The sequence below is a fragment of the Microbispora amethystogenes genome, from assembly GCF_016863015.1.
Lineage (GTDB): Bacteria > Actinomycetota > Actinomycetes > Streptosporangiales > Streptosporangiaceae > Microbispora > Microbispora amethystogenes.
On record NZ_BOOB01000030.1, the window covers coordinates 1 to 22,373 of the forward strand.

General features: G+C 73.2%; 17 protein-coding genes and 2 tRNA genes. 3 read left to right on the plus strand and 16 right to left on the minus strand.

The window, feature by feature from the left end; translation table 11 throughout:
- The first annotated feature begins 502 nt into the window (after positions 1-502).
- Positions 503-895 carry a hypothetical protein gene (locus Mam01_RS20500; RefSeq protein WP_225312011.1) on the plus strand — a complete coding sequence of 131 codons (393 nt, stop codon included), beginning with the start codon at positions 503-505 and terminating at the stop codon, positions 893-895.
- A 64-nt stretch (positions 896-959) separates the two neighbouring features.
- Here the strand turns inward: Mam01_RS20500 and Mam01_RS20505 are convergent, their stop codons facing one another.
- Positions 960-2,555 carry an ABC transporter substrate-binding protein gene (locus Mam01_RS20505; protein WP_204286868.1) on the minus strand — a complete coding sequence of 532 codons (1,596 nt, stop codon included), beginning with the start codon at positions 2,553-2,555 and terminating at the stop codon, positions 960-962.
- A gap of 174 nt (positions 2,556-2,729) precedes the next feature.
- Here Mam01_RS20505 and Mam01_RS20510 point away from each other — a divergent pair, with 174 nt between their 5' ends.
- Together Mam01_RS20510 and Mam01_RS20515 are read left to right on the plus strand one after the other, a co-directional pair.
- The gene (locus Mam01_RS20510; protein ID WP_204286869.1) at positions 2,730-4,736 is read left to right on the plus strand and encodes a sensor histidine kinase; all 2,007 of its coding nucleotides are present in this window, start codon (positions 2,730-2,732) and stop codon (positions 4,734-4,736) included.
- Positions 4,733-5,104, plus strand: a complete 372-nt coding sequence (locus Mam01_RS20515) for a DUF742 domain-containing protein (RefSeq protein ID WP_239101467.1) — start codon at positions 4,733-4,735, stop codon at positions 5,102-5,104. The genes Mam01_RS20510 and Mam01_RS20515 overlap by 4 nt, the downstream gene beginning before the upstream one ends.
- A 21-nt stretch (positions 5,105-5,125) precedes the next feature.
- Here the strand turns inward: Mam01_RS20515 and Mam01_RS20520 are convergent, their stop codons facing one another.
- The 15 genes from Mam01_RS20520 to Mam01_RS20590 all read right to left on the minus strand — a co-directional run bounded on the left by Mam01_RS20520 (position 5,126) and on the right by Mam01_RS20590 (position 22,329).
- Complete coding sequence (locus Mam01_RS20520; protein ID WP_204286870.1) at positions 5,126-6,835, minus strand: hydantoinase B/oxoprolinase family protein; 1,710 nt, start codon at positions 6,833-6,835, stop codon at positions 5,126-5,128.
- Positions 6,832-8,838 (minus strand): hydantoinase/oxoprolinase family protein, encoded by a 2,007-nt coding sequence (locus Mam01_RS20525; protein ID WP_204286871.1) that lies wholly within the window; start codon positions 8,836-8,838, stop codon positions 6,832-6,834. Before Mam01_RS20525 ends, Mam01_RS20520 begins: the two co-directional genes overlap by 4 nt.
- Positions 8,839-8,881: 43 nt before the next feature.
- Positions 8,882-10,342, minus strand: coding sequence for a helix-turn-helix domain-containing protein (locus Mam01_RS20530; protein WP_204286872.1), 1,461 nt, complete (start codon positions 10,340-10,342; stop codon positions 8,882-8,884).
- Complete coding sequence (locus Mam01_RS20535) at positions 10,326-11,327, minus strand: ABC transporter ATP-binding protein (RefSeq protein ID WP_204286873.1); 1,002 nt, start codon at positions 11,325-11,327, stop codon at positions 10,326-10,328. The genes Mam01_RS20530 and Mam01_RS20535 overlap by 17 nt, the downstream gene beginning before the upstream one ends.
- Positions 11,324-12,112: an ATP-binding cassette domain-containing protein gene (locus Mam01_RS20540; protein WP_239101468.1), complete on the minus strand. Its 789-nt coding sequence runs from the start codon at positions 12,110-12,112 to the stop codon at positions 11,324-11,326. Before Mam01_RS20540 ends, Mam01_RS20535 begins: the two co-directional genes overlap by 4 nt.
- A complete protein-coding gene (locus Mam01_RS20545) occupies positions 12,109-12,966 on the minus strand; it encodes an ABC transporter permease (RefSeq protein WP_150938071.1) in 858 nt (285 codons plus the stop codon). The genes Mam01_RS20540 and Mam01_RS20545 overlap by 4 nt, the downstream gene beginning before the upstream one ends.
- The gene (locus Mam01_RS20550) at positions 12,963-13,979 is read right to left on the minus strand and encodes an ABC transporter permease (RefSeq protein WP_204286874.1); all 1,017 of its coding nucleotides are present in this window, start codon (positions 13,977-13,979) and stop codon (positions 12,963-12,965) included. The genes Mam01_RS20545 and Mam01_RS20550 overlap by 4 nt, the downstream gene beginning before the upstream one ends.
- Positions 13,980-13,981: 2 nt before the next feature.
- Entirely contained in the window at positions 13,982-15,613 is a 1,632-nt protein-coding gene (locus Mam01_RS20555; RefSeq protein ID WP_204286875.1) for an ABC transporter substrate-binding protein, read from the minus strand.
- A gap of 17 nt (positions 15,614-15,630) precedes the next feature.
- Positions 15,631-17,169, minus strand: coding sequence for a hydantoinase/oxoprolinase N-terminal domain-containing protein (locus Mam01_RS20560; protein WP_239101469.1), 1,539 nt, complete (start codon positions 17,167-17,169; stop codon positions 15,631-15,633).
- A gap of 76 nt (positions 17,170-17,245) precedes the next feature.
- Entirely contained in the window at positions 17,246-18,313 is a 1,068-nt protein-coding gene (locus tag Mam01_RS20565) for an S-methyl thiohydantoin desulfurase family protein (protein ID WP_239101470.1), read from the minus strand.
- Positions 18,314-18,410: 97 nt separating this feature from the next.
- A complete protein-coding gene (locus Mam01_RS20570) occupies positions 18,411-19,673 on the minus strand; it encodes an NAD(P)/FAD-dependent oxidoreductase (RefSeq protein ID WP_204286876.1) in 1,263 nt (420 codons plus the stop codon).
- A 112-nt stretch (positions 19,674-19,785) separates the two neighbouring features.
- Entirely contained in the window at positions 19,786-21,315 is a 1,530-nt protein-coding gene (locus Mam01_RS20575) for a PucR family transcriptional regulator (RefSeq protein WP_204286877.1), read from the minus strand.
- 105 nt (positions 21,316-21,420) lie between these two features.
- Positions 21,421-21,497: transfer RNA gene (locus tag Mam01_RS20580), tRNA-Met, on the minus strand.
- Between the two features lie 145 nt (positions 21,498-21,642).
- On the minus strand, positions 21,643-22,152 hold the full coding sequence (locus Mam01_RS20585; RefSeq protein ID WP_239101471.1) for a GNAT family N-acetyltransferase: 510 nt from the start codon (positions 22,150-22,152) through the stop codon (positions 21,643-21,645).
- A gap of 103 nt (positions 22,153-22,255) precedes the next feature.
- A tRNA-Met gene (locus Mam01_RS20590) sits at positions 22,256-22,329 on the minus strand.
- Between the last annotated feature and the right edge of the window lie 44 nt (positions 22,330-22,373).

Genomic DNA, 22,373 nt, shown 5'->3' on the forward strand with positions numbered 1-22,373 from the left:
GCGCCGACCAACCGGCCGCACACGCCAAGACAACCACCAAGGTGATCGAAGAGGAGTGCGCCGGACCGCGCCGACTCCAGAAGATTACCAGGGTTCGGGGGCACCATGACCCAGCCCGAGAAGAACGCTCCCGGGGCCCGACCTATTCCCGCAGGTCGGCGGGCACGACATCAGGCGCGTACGGGATCTCATGAAACGCACAGGCGAGCGCGGACAACCAGATCCGGCCCTCAGGCATCTACTTAGCGCTGCGGCGATCACGCCGGTGTAGGCGCGGAGGATCGGGGAGGTGCGACGTGCGGGACAACGCCCCGGGGTCGCGCGTCGTTCCTCGTCCGGTGACGGAGACGGTGGCGGTGACGGCCCCCCAAGGACGTCGCCTCCCCCCTCAACCAAACGTCAAGCCGCTCGCAATCGCCCCGCGGTACGTACAAGACGCGGAAGTCTCCGTTCGGCGCCAACCCGGCCGCCCGGACTTCCGCCGCTGGAGGTGGCCATCATCATGCGGTCGGAGTTCGACGACATCCGTGCCCACATCGCGGCCGAGCCGGCCCGCCCGGGAGACCTGCTCGAGCTCGCGCACGCCCTGCTCGACGATCTGGAGCAGCTCCGCATGCGCGAGGCGATCCTGCGTTCGCACTATCTCGGGCTCCTCACCGCCGCTCGCGCCACCGTCGCAGCCGACGCCGTCGGAGACCTGGCGCCGCTGACCTTCCTGGAGCACGAGCTGGCCAGGCACGGGCAGCTTCCCGACGGGGAGCAGGCTCCGCGGATCCTGGCGGACGCCGCGGGCGCGCAGGCCATGCTCGCCCACCTCGACGAGCCGGCTCCCCCGCGGTCCCGCGCGCCCCGGGGCCCCCGCTGCGGCGGCGTCAGCCGCCGGCTCCGGAGCTGAGCCACCCGTCGTCCCGGGCCGCCGCTCACCCCTGCGGCCTCCGCTCACCCCTGCGGGCCGTCGTTCAGCCTCCCGGGATGAGGTCGTGCACGAAGACGACGTTGGAGTAGGCGGGGTTGTCGGTGTATCCCTGGACGTTGCCCAGGTAGGCCCGCTGATAGGTGGACACCCACGGCACGGCCACCACCGCCTCCTTCTCGACGAGCCTCTTCTGGAGGTCGGCGTACGCCTTCTCCGCCGCCCCGCGGTCGCTCGTCGCGAGTGACGGCAGGGTGTCGATCCGCTCGTCGAGGTTCTTGTCCTTCAGGTAGGTGAGGTTGAAGGACACCGGCTCGGCGCTGTGGAAAACGTTCAGGAACCACGAGTAGGCGTCGGCGTAGTCGGGATACCAGTACATGACGAAGATGTCCTGGCGTTTCGCGGGATCGGTGGCCTTGCCCCGGCTCCACTGGTCGTTCCACTGCATGGCCTTGGCCTCGACCTGGACGTTCAGCGAGGCGAGCGCGTCGGTGAGCAGGCGTACGAGCAGCGCCTCGTCGTCGTCGCCCTCGGCGTAGGTCAGCGTGAGGCGCAGCGGCGCGCCGCCGGGGCCGTACCCGGCCTGGGCGAGCAGCTCGGCGGCGCCGGCCAGATCCTGCCGCGATCTCTGGCCGGGCACGTGGCCGAGCAGGCCCTCGGGCACCAGGCCGGACGCGGGGGCGGCCGCTCCCCTCATCCGGGTGATCAGCCCGTCGTAGTCGATGGCCTTCTGCACCGCCTTGCGCAGCCGTACGTCGGCCAGCGGGCCGGAGGCGGAGTTGAACAGCACGAGCAGGTTCTGGAACGACGGCACCTGGATCGTCCGCACGCCCGCGGTCGCCCTGGCCCGCAGGAACAGCTGGGTGTTCAGCCGCTGCACGTAGCTCGCCTCGCCCCGCAGCAGCATCCGGTACGCCCGGTCGGGATCGGGGGTGACGCGGAACTCGACGTTCCGGTAGTGCGGGCCGTCCCAGCCGCCCCAGTAGCCGTCGAAGGCCCGCAGGACCAGCTCCTTCTCCCTGCCCTTCGTCCAGCTCGCCACCGTGTACGGCCCCGAGCCCGCGTCGCGGCCGGTCTGGAACCACTTCGCGAGGTCGCCCGAACCCGCCGCGTGGGTGTCGTAGACGAACGCGGCGTAGCCGGAGGAGGCGATGATGTCGAGCGGGGCGGCGTACTTGAGGTGGAACTCGACGGTGAGCGGGTCCCGCACGACGATCTGCTGGACGGAGTCCCAGATGTAGGCCGCTCCGGCGCCCAACCGCTTGGTGCGCTCGACGGACGCCTTGACCGCCGCCGCGTCCACCGGCCGGCCGGTGTGGAAGAGCACGCCCTCGCGCAACGTGAAGGTCCAGGTCTTGCCGTCGGCCGACGACGTCCAGGCCACGGCCAGGCGCGGGCCGGCCCGCCTCGTCCGAGGGTTGTAGATCGTCAGCGAGTCGTAGATGTTCTCCATCGCGACGATCTCGTTGGAGTAGGAACTGGCGGGATCCCAGTCGGTGACGATGTCGAGATGGTGCAGGTAGACGAAGGTCGAGTCCTTCGCCGAGGACAGCCCCGCCGCGGAGATCTCGGCGGGCTCACCCCCGCCGCACCCCGTGAGGGCCAGCACCGCCATCACTCCCATGACGAGAAAACGGCGCATGCGGGCGGGTCCTTTCCGTGTCTATCATGATCGAAGCTACTGCAAGATCACGCTTGGCCATGATATTTCCGGCAATTGATCACCGGGGCCGCGTGCTGGCGATCTCACTGCTAACCTCTATCTCTGTCGCAAAAGTGTTCAATGTGAGGCTTGTCCCTCACGTGGCGAGGTGCCATGACTGCGCGCGGGCGTGACCGGCCGATCAGGTCCCGGATCATCGGCCTGCTGCTCGTCCCCCTGTTCTCGCTGGTCACGCTGTGGGCGGTCACCGCCGGTGTGACCATCGAGGAGAGCCTGAGCCTGCGTACGTACAACACGCTGTGGTCCACGCTGCGGCAGCCCGCCGACTCCCTGATCGTCGAACTGCAGGCGGAGCGGATGGCGACGGCCCGCTCCCTCGGCTCGCGGAGCCAGAACGACCGCACGGCACTCGGCCTGCAGCGGCAGCGCACCAACGCCGCCCGGGAGCGGGTGCGCACCCTGGCCCTGTCGCGGGAGTCCCGCTCGGCCACCACCCCCGCCATGCGCGCGCAGGTGGACGAGATGCTGCAGGGGCTGGCCCGGGTGGACGAGATCCGCGCCGAGGTGGACGAGGGGCTGTCGGAGCGGCTGCACGCCATCGAGACCTACAACCTCGTCAGCGACGCGATCTACCGGATGCACTACAGCCTCGCCCTGATCAACGACATCCCGATCTACCAGCAGTCGCGGGTCGTGATCTCGCTGGGGTACGCCAAGGAGCTGCTGACCCGGGAGCAGGCCCTCGCCGCGGCCGCGTCGGGCGGGCTCACCGACGAGGAGCGCAAGCTGTTCACCCAGCTCGTGGGCAACCGGCGGTTCCTCATCGACCAGGCGCTGCCCGAGCTGGACACGACCCTGCGGCAGCTCCACGTGAACCTGATCACCACGCCCCTCTACCAGCGGCTGCGGCTCCAGGAAGAGCAGATCATCAAGGCACCGCGGATCTCGGCGCGTACGCAGCGGGTCTGGCAGTCGACCTCCGACGACCTCGCCGACTCGTTCCAGAAGGCGCAGACCGAGGCCGCGTCGCTGCTCGCCCGGCGGGCCGCGCCGATCGCCGACTCGATCCTGCGGCGGGCCGTGCTGGCCGGTGGCTTCGGCCTCCTCGCGGTCGTCGCCTCGATCCTCATCTCGATGCACGTCGGCGGCCGTCTCGCCCGCGAGCTGGCCGGGCTGCGGCAGGCCGCGCTCGACCTCGCCAACCAGCGGCTGCCCCGGGTGCTGGCCAAGCTCAGAAGCGGCGACGAGGTCGACCTGGCGACGGAGGCGCCGCCGATCCGGACCCTGGGCGGGACCGCCGAGATCCAGGACGTGGGGCGGGCGTTCTCGACCGTCCAGCAGGCCGCGGTGGAGGCCGCGATCGGACAGGCCCGCCTGCAGCGCGGGGTCAGCCAGGTCTTCCTCAACCTCGCCCGGCGCAGCCAGACGCTGCTGCACCGGCAGCGCACCCAGCTCCACGGCATGCAGCGGTACGCGACCGAACCGGACATGCTGGAGGAGCTGTTCCGGCTCGACCACCTGACGACCCGCATGCGCCGCCACGCCGAGGGCCTGATCATCCTGTCCGGCTCGGTCCCGGGCCGCGCCTGGCGCAAGCCCGTCCCGATGTACGACGTCGTACGCGGCGCCGCGGCCGAGGTCGAGGACTACGCCCGGGTGAACGTGCTGCCGATGGAGGAGCACGGGCTCGACGGGTCCGCGGTCGCCGACGTCATCCACCTGATCGCCGAGCTGATCGAGAACGCCACGGTCTACTCCCCGCCGCACACGCCGGTCGCGGTACGCGGCGAGATCGTGGGTACCGGCTTCGCCGTGGAGATCGAGGACCGCGGGCTCGGGCTGACCAAGGAACGGCTCGCGGAGCTGAACGAGCGCCTGGCGAACGCCCCCGAGTTCGACATCGCGGACACCGACCGCATGGGGCTGTTCGTCGTCGCGCGCCTGGCCGCCCGGCGGGACGTCCGCGTGACCCTGCGGCCCTCGCCATACGGAGGAACGACCGCCATCGTGCTGATCCCATCCGCGCTCATGGTCTATCCGAAGGACGACGACCTCACCCGTCTGCAGACGGAGGAGGTCACCCCGGAGGACATCATTCTCGCCTCGTTCAACCGAGGGCCCAAGAACGACAAGCACGCCGGCCAGGAGGACCCGAGGTGAGCGACCGCATGCAGGACCAGTGGCTGGACGAGGACGCGGGACCCGTCGTCCCGGCCTACGCCCTGACTCGCGGGCGCGTCCGGCCGTCCAACAAGGACATCGACATCGTCGCGATCGTGACCGCGATCGGCGGGCCGACGCCGGTCAGTCTCGGTCCGGAGCAGTGGATGATCCTCAGCCTGTGCGCGCGGTCGGCGTCGCTCGCGGACATCGCCGTGGCCATCGACCTGCCGCTCGGCGTCGTACGGGTGCTCGTGGGCGACCTCCACGAGCAGGGGCTCGTGGAGGTGCGCCCGCCCGCCAACGTCGCGCGTTTCCCGACCGAGAAGCTCCTCACCGAGGTGATCGGCGGCCTCCAGGCCCTGTGACGGCCCTGTGACCCCCGGTTCTCACAGCGCGTGGGGGTAGTGGCGCCGGGCGTGCCCGGGGGTGATGTATCCCTCCCGCAGGTCCGCGCGCACGGCCTCCGGGTCGCGCTCCTCCGGCGGGCCGTACCCGCCGCCCGAGCCGGTGCGCAGGTGCACGACCGCCCCCTTCGGGAGGAAGATCCGCGTCTTCAGCGAGAACTCCTCGGCCCGCCCGTCGGGATATTCCACGGTCAGCCGGTTCGGCCGGCCCGGCAGGCCGCCCTCCAGGCCCCAGGGCGCGAGCGCCGTCCTCGCCAGACCCGCGGTGAGGTACTGGTCCTCCAGGATCCGGAAGGACAGGTCGAGCCCGAGCCCGCCGCGGTGACGGCCCGGGCCGCCGGAGTCCTCCGCCAGTGCCAGCCGTTCGATCCGCCAGGGGTTGCGCGCCTCCCAGACCTCGGCCGGGGTGAAGCGGGTGGCCGACTCGGAGATGTACATCAGCGCGCTCGCGCCGTCGGCCGACCGTGAGGCGCCCTGGCCAACGGGGTGCGGCGCGCCGTCCGCCCAGGGCTCTCCGGTGGCCTCGCGGTTGCCCCACCACACCAGGGCGTTGATGTCCCCGCCGCTCGCGGCGGGCACCGATCCCGGCACGGCCCCGGCGAGCGCCCTGATGATCAGCTCGATGGCGTGGTCGGAGGGGATGCCGTACATGAAGCAGGGCGCGGGCCGCACGGGGTGGAACAGCGAGCCGGGCCGGGTGAGCAGTTCCAGGGGGCGGAAGTGGCCCTCGTTGGGCTGCTCGCCCGCCCCGGCGAGGAAGGACACCGCGATCCGCACCGCCGCCACCGTCGAGGGCAGCGGGCAGTTCACCGGCCCGCCCACCTGGTCGGGACAGCCGGTCAGGTCGACGGTCACCGACGAGCCGTCCACGACGACCTCGACGCCGAACGGGATCGGCGTGCCGGTGACGCCGTCGGAGTCGATCACGCTGGACGCCTGGTAGACGCCGTCCGGGAGGCGCTCGAACCAGCCGCGCACCAGTGCCTCGCCGTGCGCGTACATCCGGGCCACGCACCGGCGGAAGACGCCGAGGCCGTGCCGCCGCACGAGCGCGCCGAGGGCCTCGGCCCCGGTCCGCGCCCCGGCGACCATCGCGTTGATGTCCCCGATGACCATCTCGGGCATCCGGCTGTTGGCGAGAATCATCCGGTAGACGTCGCTGACGAGGCGCCCCGCGTCGTACAGCTTGACCCCGGGGAAGATCGTGCCCTCCTGGTGGACGTCGATCGTGTCGGTGCAGTAGGGGTCCTTGCCGCCGATGTCGAGCCAGTGGGCCTTGATCACCGAGTAGCCGGCCAGCACGTCCTCGTGGAAGATCGGCACGACCATCGCCGCGTCCTGGGGGTGCGAGCCGGTGCCGTACGGGTCGTTGTAGAGGATCACGTCGCCGGGGCTGAGCGCGGCGGGCCCGCCGACGCCCTCGACGGCCTCCCGGACGCAGAAGCCGAGCGTGCCCATGAACGCCGGCAGCGTCGGGGCCTGCGCCAGCATGCACATGTCCGCGTCGTAGAACGCGACCGCGAAGTCCAGCGCCTCGTAGATGATCGGCGAGAAGGCGGTGCGGATCAGCGACTGCTTCATCTGGTCGGCGGCGGCGTTCAGGCCCTGCCGGATGATCTCGGTGGTGACCGGGTCGGCGCCGTCGCCCAGCCCGGGGTGGACCTCCGCGTAGCGGGTGCGGACGACGCTCATCGCCGTTCCTTCCTTGTGATCATGAGGCTGCCGCTCTCGTGCGCCTCCACCGCGAAGCCGGCGTCCACGTAGGTGGTCGCGGTCGGCTCCACCACCAGCAGGGGACCCTCGGCCACGCCGCGCAGGTCCTCCCGGCGGACGACCGGAGCCTCGGCGAAGGCCTCCCGGCGGAACGACCACAGCCGCGTCGTCCCCCGCCCGGCTTCCTGCTCGGCGGGTGGCGGGGCCGGCACCAGGGGGCGGGCGTCGTCGAGCACGATCCGGCTGGTCGCCCGTACGGTGACGACCTCCAGCGGGTCGGGCAGGGTGTGGCCGAAGGCCCGGTGGTAGGCCTCGGAGAACCGGGCGGACACGGCCGCCACGTCGTCGTCCGCCAGGCGCACCGGGATCGTCAGCGTGTGTTCCTGCCCCCGGTGGCGCAGGTCGAGGTCGACCTCCCGGACGGCCTCCGGCTGCGCGAGCCGTTCGAAGAGCGTCTCCGCCAGCCGTCCGACCACCGGCAGCGCCGCGTCGTCGAGGGGACGCACCAGGGTGCGGGCGGCCGAGCGGACGACGTCGGCCTGCACCAGCCCGACGGCGGAGAAGTTGCCCGCGTTGGGCGGCACGACGACGGTGTCCACGTCGAGTTCGTCGGCGAGCAGGCAGCCGAACACCGGCCCGGCGCCGCCGAAGGCGACGACGGCCGCGCCGCGCGGGTCCACGCCCCGCTCCACGGTCACGCCGCGCACGGCCTGGGCCATGTGCGCGGCGGCGATCCTGATCACGCCCACCGCGACCGCGTCCACGCCGTCGATGCCGGTCGGGCCCGCCAGCGGCGCGAGCGCGCGGGCCGCCGCGTCCTCGGACAGTTCGATGCCGCCCGAGATGTGCCCGCGCGGGATCATGCCGAGGCGCAGGGCCGCGTCGGTGACCGTCGGCTCGGTCCCGCCGCGCCCGTAGCAGGCCGGCCCGGGGTCGGCGCCCGCGCTGCGCGGGCCGACCCGCAGCAGGCCGCCCGCGTCGGCGTACGCCACGGACCCGCCGCCCGCGCCCACGGACCGCACGTCCACCCAGGGGCTCTGCAGCGGCAGGCCGACGACCTCGCCCTGGTAGAGCAGCGGCAGCCGCCCGTCCTCGACGAGCGCGGTGTCGAAGCTGGTGCCGCCGACGTCGGCGGCCACCGCCGTGCCGATGCCGAGGGAGGCGGCGAGGCGGGCGGTCGCGGCGGCCCCGGCCACCGGGCCGGACAGGATCGTCTCGAACGGCCGGGCCGCGGCCTCGGCCAGCGTCAGCGCCCCGCCGCCGGAGCGGGTGACGAGCAGCTCTCCGGCGAAGCCCCTGGCCCGCAGCTCGCGGTCGAGGTCGTGCAGGTAGGGGCCCATCCGGTGCCGGACGAACGCGTCCACGACCGTGGTGCAGGTGCGCTCGTACTCGCGGTACTCCCCCGAGACCTCGTGCGACAGCGAGACCGGCCCGGTGAACCCGGCCCGCGCGAGCAGCTCGGCGACCCTCGTCTCGTGCGCGGCGTTCGCGTAGGAGTTCACCAGCACGATCGCGACGGCGTCCACGCCCTCGGCCGCGAAGACCTCCGCGGCCCGCCGCACGTCCTCCGGCTCCAGGGTCCGTACGACCGAGCCGTCGGCGGCGACCCGTTCAGTCACCTCCAGGCGCAGCCGGCGGGGCACGAGCGGCGGCGGCGGGGTCCAGAACAGGTCATAGGGGTCGTCGCGGTCGCCGCGGCGGATCTCCAGCACGTCGCGGAACCCGGCCGTGGTGATCAGTCCGACGGTCGCGCCGCGCCGTTCGAGCAGTGCGTTCAGGCCGACGGTGGTGCCGTGCACGAAGTGGCGGCAGCGGGCGAGCAGGTCCGGCGGCACCGCCGCGTCGACCGCGGCGAGCACCCCGCGCTCCGGCGCCGCCGGCGTCGTGGGCCGCTTGGCGACCCTGATCTCGCCGGTCGCGGCGTCGTGCAGGACGAGGTCGGTGAAGGTGCCGCCGACGTCCACTCCGATCACGGTGGTCATGCCCGGCACGGTAGGACGAGGCGCACGCCGCGTCGATGTGTCCTCACGACGACGTGATCGACGTTGTTGTCCCCGGGAGACAGTCGTGGTCGAGCACCACGTGGCAGGCGAGCTGGAGCGCGAAGCGGGTCTGCGGATCCGACAGGTCGGCGTCGAGCGTCTCGGCGATGCGCCTGATCCGGTGGGCCACCGCGTTGGGGTGCAGGCTGAGCAGCTCCGCCGCCCTGGTCCGGGAGCCCCAGCAGTCCAGGTACGCCTTGAGGGTGGGCACCGCGTGGGCGCTGAGGGCGCCGAGACGCTCCAGCGGCGCGAGCAGGTCGCGGGCGGCCATCAGGGCGCTCTCGCTGCCGCCCAGCTCCGCGAGGAGCGCGTGCACGCCCAGCCGGTCGAACGCGACGGCCTGCCCCGCCTCCGCGCGGGCGGCGGCGGCGCGGGCCTGCGACGCCGTACGGCGCAGCCCGTCGGGCCCCGCCTGGCAGGTCCCCACTCCCATGCCCAGTCCCGCACCCGGTCCCGCGCCCGGGTCCGTGCTGCGGCCCGGCGGCCCTCCGGCGGGCGCGCGGGCGGTCGTCCGCTCGTCGGTGGTGAGCACCACGAGCACGCCGTCCTGCCACCGGGCGACCAGCGGCGGCGCGGACAGGTCGGCGGCCTCGCCGAGGCCCACCAGGCCGGGCAGGGCCGCGCCGGCCGCCGCGCGCGCCTCCCGCAGCACGACGTCCGCCACCCCGGCGGGGTCGCGCAGGAACACGGCCACGTGCCAGCCCTCGACGGGCACGCCCGCGTGCCGGGCGCGGCGGACGGCGGCCCCGCCGTCCCTGGCGCCGAGCAGGGCCAGCAGCGCGCGCTCGCGGGCCGCCTCCGCCTCGCGGGCGGCCGCCCGCACCCGGCCGAGCGTGGTCGCGACGACCTGGGCGACGATCGCCGCCGCGGGGTCCTCGCCGTCCCAGCACACGTAGCCGTCCGGCCGTCCGCCGATCCGGATCACGGTCGCGTTCGCCCCCGGCGCGGCCAGACCCGATGCCCGGTAGTCGACCCCGACCGAGGCGGAGGCCGCGCGCAGGATGTCGTCCTCACCCGCGCCCTCCATCGCCCCGAGGCCGTCGATCGCCTCCCGCGTACGGCGCAGCAGCAGCCCGGGGTCGGCGCGCACGGCGGCGCTGAGGCCGAGCACGGTGTCAGAGAGGGAGTGGCCGGAGGCCCCGGCGAGCAGGGCGACCCTCTCCCGCCGGGCCACCTCCACCATCTCCGGGGACGTGCCGGAGGGGCCCGGCAGCACGATCCCGGCGAGGCCGCGGCCCCCGGCCAGGCGCAGCGCACCGGGCACGTCGCACGACCGCATGGCGTGGCGGGACAGGATCGCGAGCGCTCCGGGGGCCGCCTCGGCGAGTTCGCGCATCTCGTCGACGAGGACGACGCTGTCGACCTCCCGGGCGTCCCAGGGCCCGGCGACGAGCGTCAGCCGCCGGCCCGCCGGGGTCCTCAGCAGGTCACTGACGCGGCGCATCGGGTGCCTCACCTCCGTCGCGGGGAACCCGCGCGGCCGGGGAGGCCGGGATGGAGGAGGCAGGGGTGGTCAGCACCTCCTCCGCGCGGTGACACGCCACCTTACGTCCTCCCAGCTCACGAAGCTCCGGCGCCTCGTCCCGGCAGTGGTCCGCCGCCCAGGGGCAGCGCAGCCGGAACGGGCAGCCGGTGGGCGCCGGCGCCGCCTCCGTCCGCCCGGCCGTACGCGGCGGCTCGCCGCCGAGGCGCGGCACCGCGTCGCGCAGCGCCCGGGTGTACGGGTGGGCCGGCCGGGTGAGCAGGTCGGCGGTCGGGCCCGACTCGACCACCCGCCCGGCGAACAGCACCGACGACGTGCGGCACAGCCGCCCCACGACGCCGAGGTTGTGGGTGATGAGCAGATAGCCCAGCCCGCGGTCCGCGGCGAGGCCCTCCAGCAGGTCGAGGATCCGGGCCTGCACGGTGACGTCGAGCGCGCTCGTCGGCTCGTCGAGCACCAGCAGCCGGGGCTCCACGGCGAGGGCGCGGGCGATGGCCACCCGCTGCCGCTGGCCGCCGGACATCTCGTGCGGCCTGCGGCCGGCCAGCGCGGGATCGAGCCCGACGCCGGTGAGGAGCGCGGCCACCCGGTCGCGCCGCTCGTCCCTGGGCACGCGGTGATGGGTGGTCAGCGCCTCGGCGACCGACGCCCCCGCGGTCATGCGGGGGTCGAGCGCCTCGCTGCCGTCCTGGAAGACCGGCTGCACGGCCCGGCGGAACTCCGCCCGGCCCGCGCGGCCGAGCCCGGCGAGGTCGGCGGAGCCGTACCTGACCACGCCGGAGCGCGGGCGCAGGAGGCCGAGCAGGGCGCGGGCGAGCGTGGTCTTGCCCGAGCCGCTCTCCCCGATCAGGCCCACCCCGCCCTCGTCCACGCTGAGGCTCACGTCGTGGACCACCGCCGTCGTGCCGTACGCGAGGGTGACCCCCTCGGCGGCGAGCAACGTCATGACCCCTCCTCGTCCATGCCAGCAGGCTCCGGCAGCCGGGGAACGGCGGCGATCAGTTCGCGGGTGTAGGGGTCGCGCGGGCGGGCGAACACCTCGGCGGCGGGGCCGCTCTCGACCACCGCGCCGTCGCGCATCACCACGACCCGGTCGGCGATCGTGGAGACCAGCGCGAGGTCGTGGGAGACCAGCAGCACGGCGAGGCCGCGCTCGTCGCGCAGCCGCCGCAGCACCGCGACCACCTCGGCCTGCACGGTGACGTCCAGCGCGCTGGTCGGCTCGTCGGCCAGCAGGACCTGCGCGCCGAGTGCGAGGGCCAGCGCGATGACGAAGCGCTGCGCCTGGCCACCGGACACCTGGTGGGGATGGCGGCGCAGGATCTCCGGGTCGAGCAGCACCGCGCGGACGGCCTCCTCGGCCCGTTCCCGCGCCCGCGCGCCCTTCACCCCGTGCCGGGCGAGCGCGCGGCGCATCAGCGTGCCGAGGCGCATGGTGGGGTTCAGCGCGGCCTGCGGGCTCTGCACGACCAGGGCGGCGCGCGAACCGCGGATCTCCCGCAGCCGCGCCGGGCTCGCCGTGAGCACGTCGGTCTCCCCGACGCGGATCTTCCCGGCGACGTCGGCACCGTGGAGGAGGCCGAGCGTGCTGAGCAGGGTCGTCGTCTTGCCCGACCCGCTCTCGCCGACGATCGCCACGCACTCCCCGGCGGCCACGTCGAGCTCGGGGACCGACGCGATGACCCGGTCGCCGATCCGGACGACGAGGTCCCTGACGCTGATCAAAGTCATCGGGCCAGCCTCGCCCTCAGTCCCTCGCCGAGCACGTTGAAGGCGAACGCGGTGACCAGGATGGCGAGGCCGGGGAAGGTCACCACCCACCAGTCGGTGGTGAAGAGCGACTGGCCCTGCTGGACCATCAGGCCCCACTCGGGGGTCGGCTCGTGGGCGCCGAGGCCGAGGTACGACAGCGCGGCGGCGGTGAGGATGACCCCGCCGCCGTCCAGCGACAGTTGCACCAGCACCGGCGTGAGCGAGTTGGGCAGCACGTGCCGCAGCACGATGAGCGGCGCGGGCACGCCGAGGCAGCGCGCGGAGTCGACGAACCCCCGGGTGGACACCGACGCGGCGACCGACGCCGTTAGCCGGGCGTACCAGGGCCACCAGGTGATCGCGATCGCCACGATCACGGTGGTCACGCTCGGCTGGAGCACCACGGCGAGTGCCAGCGACAGCAGCAGCGCGGGGAAGGCGAGGAAGACATCGGTCACCCGCATGATCACGTCGCGGGCCCAGCCTCCGGCGTACCCCGCGACCACCCCGAGCGCGACTCCGGCCACGCCGCTGACGGCGAGCACCGCGACGGCGATGAACAGCGAGGTGCGCGCGCCGAACAGGACCCGGCTGAACACGTCGCGGCCGACCTGGTCGGTGCCGAACCAGTGGTCACCGCCCGGCGGCAGCAGCGCCTCCAGGGGATGCGTGGCCGAGCCGCCGTCCTCCGGATAGGGGGCGATCCACGGCGCGAGCAGCGCCGCGAGCACGACGATCCCGAGCAGCACACCGCCCGCCACCGCGAGCCGGTCCACCCCGGCCAGGCGCCGCAGCGGCGTACGCCGGTAGAGGGGCAGGGCGGGAGTGGTCATCGCGCCCTCACTCTCGGGTCCACCACGCCCTGGAGGAGGTCCACGACGAGGTTGGCGACGACGTACAGCACGGCGACCAGCAGCGTCACCCCCGCGATGGCGGGCGTGTCGAGCGAGCGGATCGAGTCGGCGGCGTACCGCCCGAGGCCCGGCCAGTTGAAGACGGCCTCCACGAGGAAGCCGTTCACGATCGAGTACGCGAAGACGAGCGCGATCAGCGCCAGCACCGGGTTCAGCGCCGGGCGCAGGGAGAACCGGGTGAGCACGGCGGTCTCCCCGAAGCCGAGCGCGCGCTCCAGCCGCGCGTGCTCGCGCGACGACTCCTCGATGAGCGCGGCCCTGGTCATCTGGGCGACCACCCCCGCCGGGTACGCCGCGATCACCAGGGCGGGCAGCACCAGGTGCGACAGCGTGCTCGCCAGGATCGGCCAGTTGCCGGTGATCAGCGCGTCCACGGCGGTGATGTTGGTGTAGAGGTGCAGCGGGCTGGTCCGGTCGAGCGACGCGTCGTACTCCCCGGCGACGGGAAACCAGCCGAGGCCGCTGGCGAAGACCGTCTGCAGGGCGAGGGCCAGCCAGAACACCGGCACCGAGACGGCCAGCATCGACGACAGCCGTACGGACAGGTCGGGCAGGCGGCCCTTGTAGCGGGCGGCGGCGATCCCCAGCGGGATGCCTGCGACCAGCGCGACGACCAGCGCGACGCCGACGAGCTCCAGTGAGGCGGGGAACGCCTGGAAGAGGTCGTCGCGCACGGGACGCCGGGTGTGCAGGCTGGTCCCCCAGTCGCCGCCCAGCAGGTCGCGCACGTAGTTCCACAGCTGCACCGGCAGCGGGTCGTCCAGCCCGAAACGCCGCCGGGCGTCGGCGAGCTCGGCCGCCGTCGCCTTGGGCCCCGCGTACGCCACGGCCGGGTCGCCAGGGACCAGGCGCATGACGGCGAACGTGAGGACGATCACGCCGGCCACGACCAGGAGGGCCTGGCCGAGCCGGCGGATCAGGTACCCCGGCATGGTCAGGCGCCGGGCTTCAGGTCGTAGGCGAACACCACGTTCGGGTAGGCCGGGTTGTCCGTGTAGCCCTGGACCGACTTGGCGAACGCCCGCTGGTAGGTCTGCACGTACGGCACGGCCACCGCGGCCTTCTCGTTGATGATCTTCTCCTGGAGGCCGGAGTACGCCTTCTCCGCGGCGGGCTGGTCGGTCGCGGTGAGCGCGGGCAGCCCGTCGATCTCCTTGTCGACCGCCGCGTCCTTCAGGTAGGAGAGGTTGAACTGCGGCGCGTCCTCACCGTGGAAGACGTTGACGAACCACGAGTAGGCGTCGGCGTAGTCGGGGAACCAGTACATGACGAAGACGTCCTGCCGCTTGGCCGGGTCCTTCGCCTTGCCCTGGTCCCACTGGGTGGTCCACTGCAGCGGCTTGGCCGACAGCTTGACGTTCAGCTTGTCGAGCGCCGAGCTGAGCAGCGTGACCAGCAGCTCCTGGTCGCTGTCGCCCTGTGCGTAGGTCAGCGACAGCTCCAGCTGCTTGCCGCCGGGGCCGTAGCCGGCCTCCTTGAGCAGCGCCTCGGCGCCCGCGAGGTCCTGCTTGGGGGTCAGGCCCTGCGTGTAGCCGAGCAGGCCCTCGGGCACCAGGCCGCTGGCGGCCACGCCCGCGCCCTTCAGCGCCGCCACGAGGCCGTCGTAGTCGATCGCCTTCTGCAGGGCCTGGCGCAGCTTCACGTCCTTGAGCGGGCCGTCGGCCGTGTTGAACAGCACGAGCAGGTTCTGGAACGACGGCGTCTGCGCGGTCTGCACCGTGTTCGTGTTCCCCGCCTGGGCGAACAGCTGAGAGTTGAGCCGCTGCACGAACGACACCTCGCCGCGCTGCAGCAGCTGCCAGGCGGTGGTCAGCTCGGGCGTGACCCGGAAGGCGAGCTTCTTGTAGTGGGCGCCGTCCCAGCCGCCCCAGTAGCCGTCGTACGCCTTGAGCGTGAGCTCGGTCTCCTTGCCCTTCTGCCAGCTCTCGACCGTGTACGGCCCCGAGCCCGCGTCGTGGCCTTCGCCGAACCACTTCTTGAGGTCGCCGGAGGCGGCCGTGGTGTCGTAGACGTACGCCGCGTATCCGGCCGAGGCGACCAGGTCGAGCGGGGTGGGGTACTTGAGCGTGAACTCCAGCGTCGTGGCGTCCTTGGCCTCGATCTTCTTGACCGCGCTCCAGATGTAGGCCGCGCCCTGGCCCTCCTTGATGGTGCGCTCGATCGACGCCTTCGCGGCGGCGGCGTCCACCGGCTTGCCGGTGTGGAAGGTCGCGCCCTCCCGGAGGGTGAAGGTCCACTTCTTGCCGTCGGGCGAGGAGGTCCACGACGAGGCCAGCCGCGGCTCGGCCTTCTTCGTCTGCGGGTTGTACCGGGTCAGCGACTCGTAGATGTTCTGCATCGCGATGATCTCGTTGGAATACGAGCTCGCCGGGTCCCAGTCGGTGACGACGTCGAGGTTCGGGACGTACGTGAACGTGCTGTCGGCCGCGCTCCCGGCCCCGCCCGCCGACGGGGCGGGCTCGGTGGAGTCCGCGGCGCCGCGGACCTGCCCACCCGCGCAGGCGGCGGCGGAGAGGGTCACTGCGGCCACGGCTCCCGCCGCGAGAAGACGCTTGTGCCAGCGCATGAGGAGGGGTTCCTTTCCTATCCGGCCGGCCGGGCGAGAGGACCGGCGGCCTTGACGTGCAGGCGCACCGCGGGCTCAGGCAGGTAGCTGAGGGGGATCTCACTGAGCTCGACGATCTGGACCGATTCGGGGTCCGCCCCGGCGGCGACGGCCCTCGCGGCCGCCTCCTCCTTGGCGTTGTCGATCAATCTAGCCCTGGCGCTCCCGCCCCCCGCGGCGGGGACGATCGTCTCGATCCGCCCGCTGGCGAGCGCGATGGCCGCGCCCACGGCGTTGGCGACCTCCGCGTGCTCCGGCCGGATCACCTCGCGCGCCCCCGGCACCCGCTCGGCCAGCAGGAACGCGCCGCCGCCGACCGCCACGAGCGGCCGGTCGGCCCTGCCCAGCGCCACCCGGTCCACCGCGTCCGCGACGGCCTCGTCGGCGGCCCGTACGGCGCGGGCCAGCCTCTCGCTCCACTCCCCCGGGACGGGGTGGGTGCCGACCACTCCCCGCCCGGCCGCGACGGCCGCGTCGGTCATGGTGGGCGTGGAGCCGCCGAAGACGAGGGCCTCGGCGCCGATGCGGTAGCCGACCGAGCGCGGCTCGGCCCCGACGATCGTGCCGCCGCCGAGCGCGATCGACAGGATGTCGGGCATCCGGAAGTTCGTCGCGACGCCGCCGATCTCGACCGCCGCGGCCGACTCCCGGGGGAAGCCGCCCACGAGCACGCCGAGGTCGGTCGAGGTGCCGCCGACGTCGGCGACGATCGCGTCGGCGACGCCCGACAGGTACGCCGCGCCGCGCAGCGAGTTGGCCGGGCCCGAGCCGATCGTGAGCACCGGGTAGCGGGCCGCGTAGCCGACCGCCATCAGCGTGCCGTCGTTCTGCGCGAAGTACGTCTCGACCTCCAGGCCCCTCGACGCCAGGGCCTCGCGCAACGCGGCGGTGACGTCGCGCGCCACGCCGTACAACGCGGCGTTGAGCACGGCCGCGTTCTCGCGCTCCAGCAGGCCGAGCGAGCCGATCTCGTGGCTGAGGCTCACCGGCACGTCGCCGATCTCGGCCTGGATGATCTCGGCGACCCGGTTCTCCTGGTCGGCGCTCGCCGGGCTGAACACGCCGGTGACGGCGATCGCGTCGGCGGGCGTGCCGGCCACGAACTTCCGCACCGCGTCCTCGTCCAGCGGCGCGATCTCACTGCCGTCGACGAAGTAGCCGCCCCGGACGATCGCCGTCCCGGCCGCCACGGTGTCGCGCAGGTCGTCGGGCCACTCGCTGAGCGGCGGCACCGACGTGGTCGCGGGGGCGCCGAGCCGCAGCACGGCGACCCGGCCGAGCGCCCGCCGCTCCAGGATCGCGTTGGTCGCGTGGGTGGTGCCGAGCATCACCCTGGTGACCAGGCGCGGGTCCGGCAGCCCGGCAAGAACCGCGTCGAGCGCCGCGCGCAGGCCCTCGGTGACGTCGGGGCTGGTGGGCCGCTTGGCCGTGGCCAGCACCCGGTCGTCGTCGTCCAGCACCACCGCGTCGGTGTTGGTGCCGCCCACGTCGATCCCGACCCGCAGGCTCATACTCATGCCACCTCCTCGCCTTGCGGCTCGGAGGCGCATTCGCGCAGTCCGCTGTGTTTACTGATTCGCTCGCTACGCTCGCTCATGCGATCTTCTCCACCGGCAGGTAGTCGAGGTCGTAGCCGAAGGCGCGCGGGCCCGCCGTCTCCAGGCCCTTCGGCGTACGCCAGAGGGGATCGCAGGGCCAGGCGAGCACGGTGACCCGCTGGCCGTACCGCAGCGCCTCGGTCTGCACCGCCGTCGCCGTCTGGGTGTCGACCACCGTGATCAGGTCGGGCACCATGGCCCGGACCCGGCCGTCCTCCAGGGCGACGAGGTTCTCGTTCTGGATCTCCAGGGTCAGCGTCCTGCCCCGGTCGTCGCCGGTGCCCTCGACCGTCGCCGTGCCGCGGGCGAAGCCGCCGGTGGTCCGGCGGTCCAGATCGGCCAGCTTGCCGGTGAGCAGCCGTACGGCGCCCAGCTCGGCGGTGAGGGCGGCGAGCGGGTCGGCGGCGCCCTCGGTCGCCCGGCCGACCGCGATCGCCCGGCTCACCGTGCCCTCGATCACCGCTCCCGCGCACTCGCGGGCGGTCAGCACGTAGTCGGCCATCAGCGCGCTCGACCCCGCCGCCACGCAGACGGCCCGGGCGATCCGCTCCGACCACAGTCCGTCGATCGGGCGGATCGTCACGACGTTGCCGGCGACGTCGGCCATGACCACGAGGTTGGCCGGGATGCCCGCCACGTACATCGAGACCATCTGGACCTCGGGGAAGGCCCGGCCCATGGCGTCGGCGTCGAGCAGCGGCAGGCCGAGCCTGGCCGCCCAGGCGACCGGCGCGACCCCGTTGCCGCCGCCGATCTCCGACGACATCACCGCGGCCGGCGGGCGGCCGAGGATCCGCTCGATCTCCTCGGCGATCCGTACGGGTTCGTCCTCGCCGTGGATCATCTCGTGGCTGACGGTCGGCGCGCCGATGCCCGACAGCGGCAGCACGAGCGCGTCGGCGGGCAGATCGTCCAGGGACACAAGCGGCACCTCGCCGTGCTCGCGGATCGCGCGCCGGGCGGCGATGGCGCCGGGGCGCACGTCACCGCCGCCGCCGGTGCCGAGCACGGCACAGCCACGGGCCAGGGCGGCGACGTCCTCCAGTGTGATGCGGGCCTGCATGCGGGGAGCCTTCACCACCGGGGGGTGCCGCCTCAATGTCACAGTGCGACATCTATCACCAGATTGTTGTCGCCCCACGACAAATCCGGAAAAACTGCTATCTGCGCAGCGGGTCGAACTCCCGCAGAGCGGCCGGCTGCTTGCCGGTGGTGATCTGCTCGGCGAGGAGCCGTCCGGTGGCCGGGCCCTGGGCCAGGCCCCACATGCCGTGCCCGCCGGCCACGTAGATCCCCGGGGCGGCCGTCGCGCCGACCAGCGGGCGCCCGTCGGGCGTGACCGGCCGGGGACCGACCCAGACGTCCGTGTGCTCCTCCCAGCGCACCCCGCGCAGCAGCGGGCGGGCGGAGGCGATGATCGCCCGCAGCCGGGCCTCGACGGCCGGGGCGTCGGGGTCGCGGAACTCCATGGTCCCCGCCACCCGCAGGCCGCCCTGGTAGGGCGTGCACGCCACCCGTACGTCCGGCAGGTAGATCGGGCCAGGGACGGGGTGGTCCACGGGGGCGGTGAAGGAGTAGCCGCGGCCGGCCCGCACGGGGACGCGTACGCCCCAGCGGCCCGCCAGCCTGGACAGCCAGGCGCCGGTGGCCAGCACCACCGCGTCGGCGGACAGGACGGCGCCGTCACGGGCCACCACGACGACCTTCCTGCCGTCGCTGCGCACGTCGGCGACCTCGTGCCTCTCGACCGTGGCGCCCCGGGCCGTGACGGCCTCGCCCAGCGCGTGGACGAAGCGGCCGGGGTCGATGTAGCGCTGCCCGTCGATCCGCACGCCCGCGGTCAGGGCCTCCGAGGCGAGCGGCACGGTCTCGACCAGCTGCCGGGCGTCCAGCGGCGTGTGGTCGACCGGCTGCCCGGCCTCGGCCATCCTGCGCAGCTCATGGAGCAGGCCCTCGGCTTGGCGCGGCGTGCGGAACCCGGCGGTGATCGGCGCGTCCTCGACGGGGGCGGCCACGCCGTTGGCCGCGAGCACGCCGTACGCCTCGATGCACTCGTCGTTGAGCGGCAGGTTGGCGCGCACCGCCCGGGTCCAGGACGGCCACCGGCAGTTGGCGGCGAAGCGGGCCAGGAACGCCCACAGTCCCGGATCGACGGTCGCCGGGATGCGCAGCGGCGCGGCCGGATTCAGCAGCGAGCGCAGGCCGTAGCGCAGGACCGAGGGCTCGTTCAGGGGAATGGCCAGGCCCGGCGCGATCCATCCCGCGTTGCCCCAGGACGCGCCGGCCGCGACGCCCCGGCGGTCGACCACGGTGACCTCCACACCGCGTTCCCGCAGGAACCACGCGGTCGACAGACCCACGATCCCCGCGCCGACCACGATCACCGATCGCGGCCACTCGCTGACGCGCTCGGCGCCGGACATACCCCACCTCCACACCAGGCGACTACCTCCCCCAGCGTGGCCCGTACGGCGCCGCGAACCGTTGTAGCGGCCGCACAATCGCAACGTCCGTCTTGTGGGTTCCAGACAACCCTTATTCGTCCTCGGCGGCCAGAGTGATGACCATGGCGAGGCGCTTGCGCGGGTCGTCCAGGTTCAGCAGAGTCACCTCGCTCATCCTGCGCAGCCTGTTGCGGACCGTGTTGGCGTGTACGCCGAGCCGTTCGGCGGCGACCGCGAGATCGCCCTGGGCCTCCAGCCATGCCCGCAACGTCGGCACGTAGTGGGTGTCGTGAAGGGCGTCGTGCCGTCGCAGCACACTCACCGGCCCGCGTGCCGGGGTCCGGCCCGCGCGCGCCGCGGCCCGCAACCGCTGCAGCAGGATGTCGTCCCAGGACTCGTCGTACGCGGGTGGCTCGGCCTGGGGTGCGCCTCTCTCGTGCAGCGCCAGGCACTCCTCCGCCTCCTGCCGGCTGGCCGGCAGTTCCGCCGCCTGGGCCACGCCGCCGATCCCGGCCGTGATCCGCACCCGCGACGGCAGCGCGGCCCGCAGCGCGCCCACCCACTCCCGCGCCGCCGACGCCCGCGTGCCCGGCAGGATCGTATGGAGCGTGTCGCCCAGCAGGGCGCTCCGCCCGGGCCTGGACCAGCCGAAACCCGCGGTGGCCCGGTCGAAGGCCAGCAGAAGCATGGCGTGCCGGTCCTCGGCCGTGTGCGCGCGGACCGCGATGACGCGCATCTCCCGCGGGGCCAGCCCCAGCTGGCTGACCACCGTCTCGGCGTCGGCGGTGCCCTCAAGCAGCCGGATGACCAGGTCGGACTCCACCTTCCGCTCCAGGTCGGCGCTGGCCCGGGAGCGCAGCAGGTGCAACGCCACCGTGCGCGCGCCGTTCGCCAGCGCGGTGTGCGCCGCCCCGGTCAGCGGGTCGGCGCACGTCACCCACACCGAGCCGAGCAGTTCGCGCCCGGCCCGCACCGCCACCACCATCCGCCCGGTCAGGCCGTGGTCCGGGTCCGGCTCGACGAAGATCGGCTCGTCCGTCGACGACAGACGGGCGAACACCCCCCGTGACCGGAAGAGGGCCCGCAGGCGGTCCGGAACCTGCCGCACCAGGATCGTCTCCAGCCGGGCCGGGTCGCCCGCCTGCTGGGAGCGGGAGTACGCGAGCACCCGCGAGAGCCGATCCTCGATGGTCACCGCGCCGCCGACGACGTCCGCCAGGCTGTCGGCCAGCGCGAAGAGGTCCGTGGGCCCCCGCCCCGACTCGGTCTCCCGCCCTTCCAGCACCAGGCCGTAGACCAGGCCCACCAGGTGGCTCCAGGGCACCGCGGGGTCGGCCCGCAGCACGGCCACGCCCTGGTCGTCACCGGTCGCGGCGGCCTCGTGCTCGCTTTCGGCTCCGGCGCGCACCAGGACCACCTTCGCCTGCGCCGCGACCGCCCACCGCACCGCCTCGGTCACCGACGCGGCTCCCACGGCCACGAGCACGTCACCGGTGACCCGGCTGTCGGTCGCGTCCGGTATCGCCACGCTTCGCAACTGTGCCGAACGTGTCTCGGGCCGCCCGCACAGCCGTACGCCGTACCCGCCCAGCACGTTGACCAAGCGATCCAACCTGATCATGTGCGACTCCACCGTGGTGGAAGGTTTCCAAATGGTCGTGGCGGATTGAGCCCGAAAATGACCAAAGGCCCGATCTCCGATTCAGAAGACCAGGCCCTTGACTCTTGGTAGCGGGGACAGGATTTGAACCTGCGACCTCTGGGTTATGAGCCCAGCGAGCTACCGAACTGCTCCACCCCGCGTCGTTGTGTCTCTATGTTACCCACCCCACGGACCGAACACCAAATCGTTTCCCGTCCCGGCGACCACCATGCGACGACGGAGCGCCACTTCCAAAGCCGTGCGGACGTGTGACCGGCGCGGCTCCAGTGGGACCGGGCGTCCGGGTCAGGGGAGGATCAACTCGTATTCGATCTGGTCGATGGGGTTGCCGTCGCCGAAGTCGTGGCCGCGGACCGCGCCCGATTCGGTGAAGCCGCTCTTCTGGTAGAAGCGGCGCGACTGCGGGGTGTCCCGGAGCGTCCAGAGGTGGACCCGCCCGAAGCCCTGCTCGCCGATCCTGCGCAGGGTCGCGGCCATCAGCGCGTTGGCGACACCGGTCCCCCAGCCGTCCGGATGGGCGTAGCAGCCGAAGATCTCGGCGTACCCCGGCCGCGCCGGCGAGGCGCCGAAGTAGGTGAAGGCGAGCGGCCGGCCGTCCAGCGCGCCGAGCATGACGGTGTCCCGCTTCTCGAGGAGCACGTCGCGCCACTTGCCACGCCGGTGCCCGACCGCCTCGGCGGCGAACTCCGGGGAGAAGAACTTCGCGTAGACCGCCTGCCACGACTCCGCGTGGATTTCACCGACCACGCTCCCGTCCTCGGGTGCGGCTTCGGTGACCGTGAACACTCCACTCACACGACGACGCTAGAGAACGTCACGTGCTCCTGGCAACGCGCAGTGCTCTTGACAACGCGAAGGCCCGGTGTCCGTTTCCGGACACCGGGCCTTCGACTTCGAGTAGCGGGGACAGGATTTGAACCTGCGACCTCTGGGTTATGAGCCCAGCGAGCTACCGAGCTGCTCCACCCCGCGTCGGCTCTACGAGACTATCCCGCCACGCCCCAGGAGGCAAACCG

Excerpts from the sequence above, each read along its gene's own strand:
- Mam01_RS20505 (WP_204286868.1), bottom strand. The coding sequence starts at position 2,555 with ATGCGCCGTTTTCTCGTCATGGGAGTGATGGCGGTGCTGGCCCTCACG.
- Mam01_RS20550 (WP_204286874.1), bottom strand. The coding sequence starts at position 13,979 with ATGCCGGGGTACCTGATCCGCCGGCTCGGCCAGGCCCTCCTGGTCGTG.
- Mam01_RS20565 (WP_239101470.1), bottom strand. The coding sequence starts at position 18,313 with ATGCAGGCCCGCATCACACTGGAGGACGTCGCCGCCCTGGCCCGTGGC.
- Mam01_RS20545 (WP_150938071.1), bottom strand. The coding sequence starts at position 12,966 with ATGACCACTCCCGCCCTGCCCCTCTACCGGCGTACGCCGCTGCGGCGC.
- Mam01_RS20570 (WP_204286876.1), bottom strand. The coding sequence starts at position 19,673 with ATGTCCGGCGCCGAGCGCGTCAGCGAGTGGCCGCGATCGGTGATCGTG.
- Mam01_RS20535 (WP_204286873.1), bottom strand. The coding sequence starts at position 11,327 with ATGACGTTGCTCGCCGCCGAGGGGGTCACCCTCGCGTACGGCACGACG.
- Mam01_RS20510 (WP_204286869.1), top strand. The coding sequence starts at position 2,730 with ATGACTGCGCGCGGGCGTGACCGGCCGATCAGGTCCCGGATCATCGGC.
- Mam01_RS20525 (WP_204286871.1), bottom strand. The coding sequence starts at position 8,838 with ATGACCACCGTGATCGGAGTGGACGTCGGCGGCACCTTCACCGACCTC.
- Mam01_RS20555 (WP_204286875.1), bottom strand. The coding sequence starts at position 15,613 with ATGCGCTGGCACAAGCGTCTTCTCGCGGCGGGAGCCGTGGCCGCAGTG.
- Mam01_RS20500 (WP_225312011.1), top strand. The coding sequence starts at position 503 with ATGCGGTCGGAGTTCGACGACATCCGTGCCCACATCGCGGCCGAGCCG.
- Mam01_RS20530 (WP_204286872.1), bottom strand. The coding sequence starts at position 10,342 with ATGCGCCGCGTCAGTGACCTGCTGAGGACCCCGGCGGGCCGGCGGCTG.
- Mam01_RS20540 (WP_239101468.1), bottom strand. The coding sequence starts at position 12,112 with ATGACTTTGATCAGCGTCAGGGACCTCGTCGTCCGGATCGGCGACCGG.
- Mam01_RS20560 (WP_239101469.1), bottom strand. The coding sequence starts at position 17,169 with ATGAGTATGAGCCTGCGGGTCGGGATCGACGTGGGCGGCACCAACACC.
- Mam01_RS20575 (WP_204286877.1), bottom strand. The coding sequence starts at position 21,315 with ATGATCAGGTTGGATCGCTTGGTCAACGTGCTGGGCGGGTACGGCGTA.
- Mam01_RS20520 (WP_204286870.1), bottom strand. The coding sequence starts at position 6,835 with ATGAGCGTCGTCCGCACCCGCTACGCGGAGGTCCACCCCGGGCTGGGC.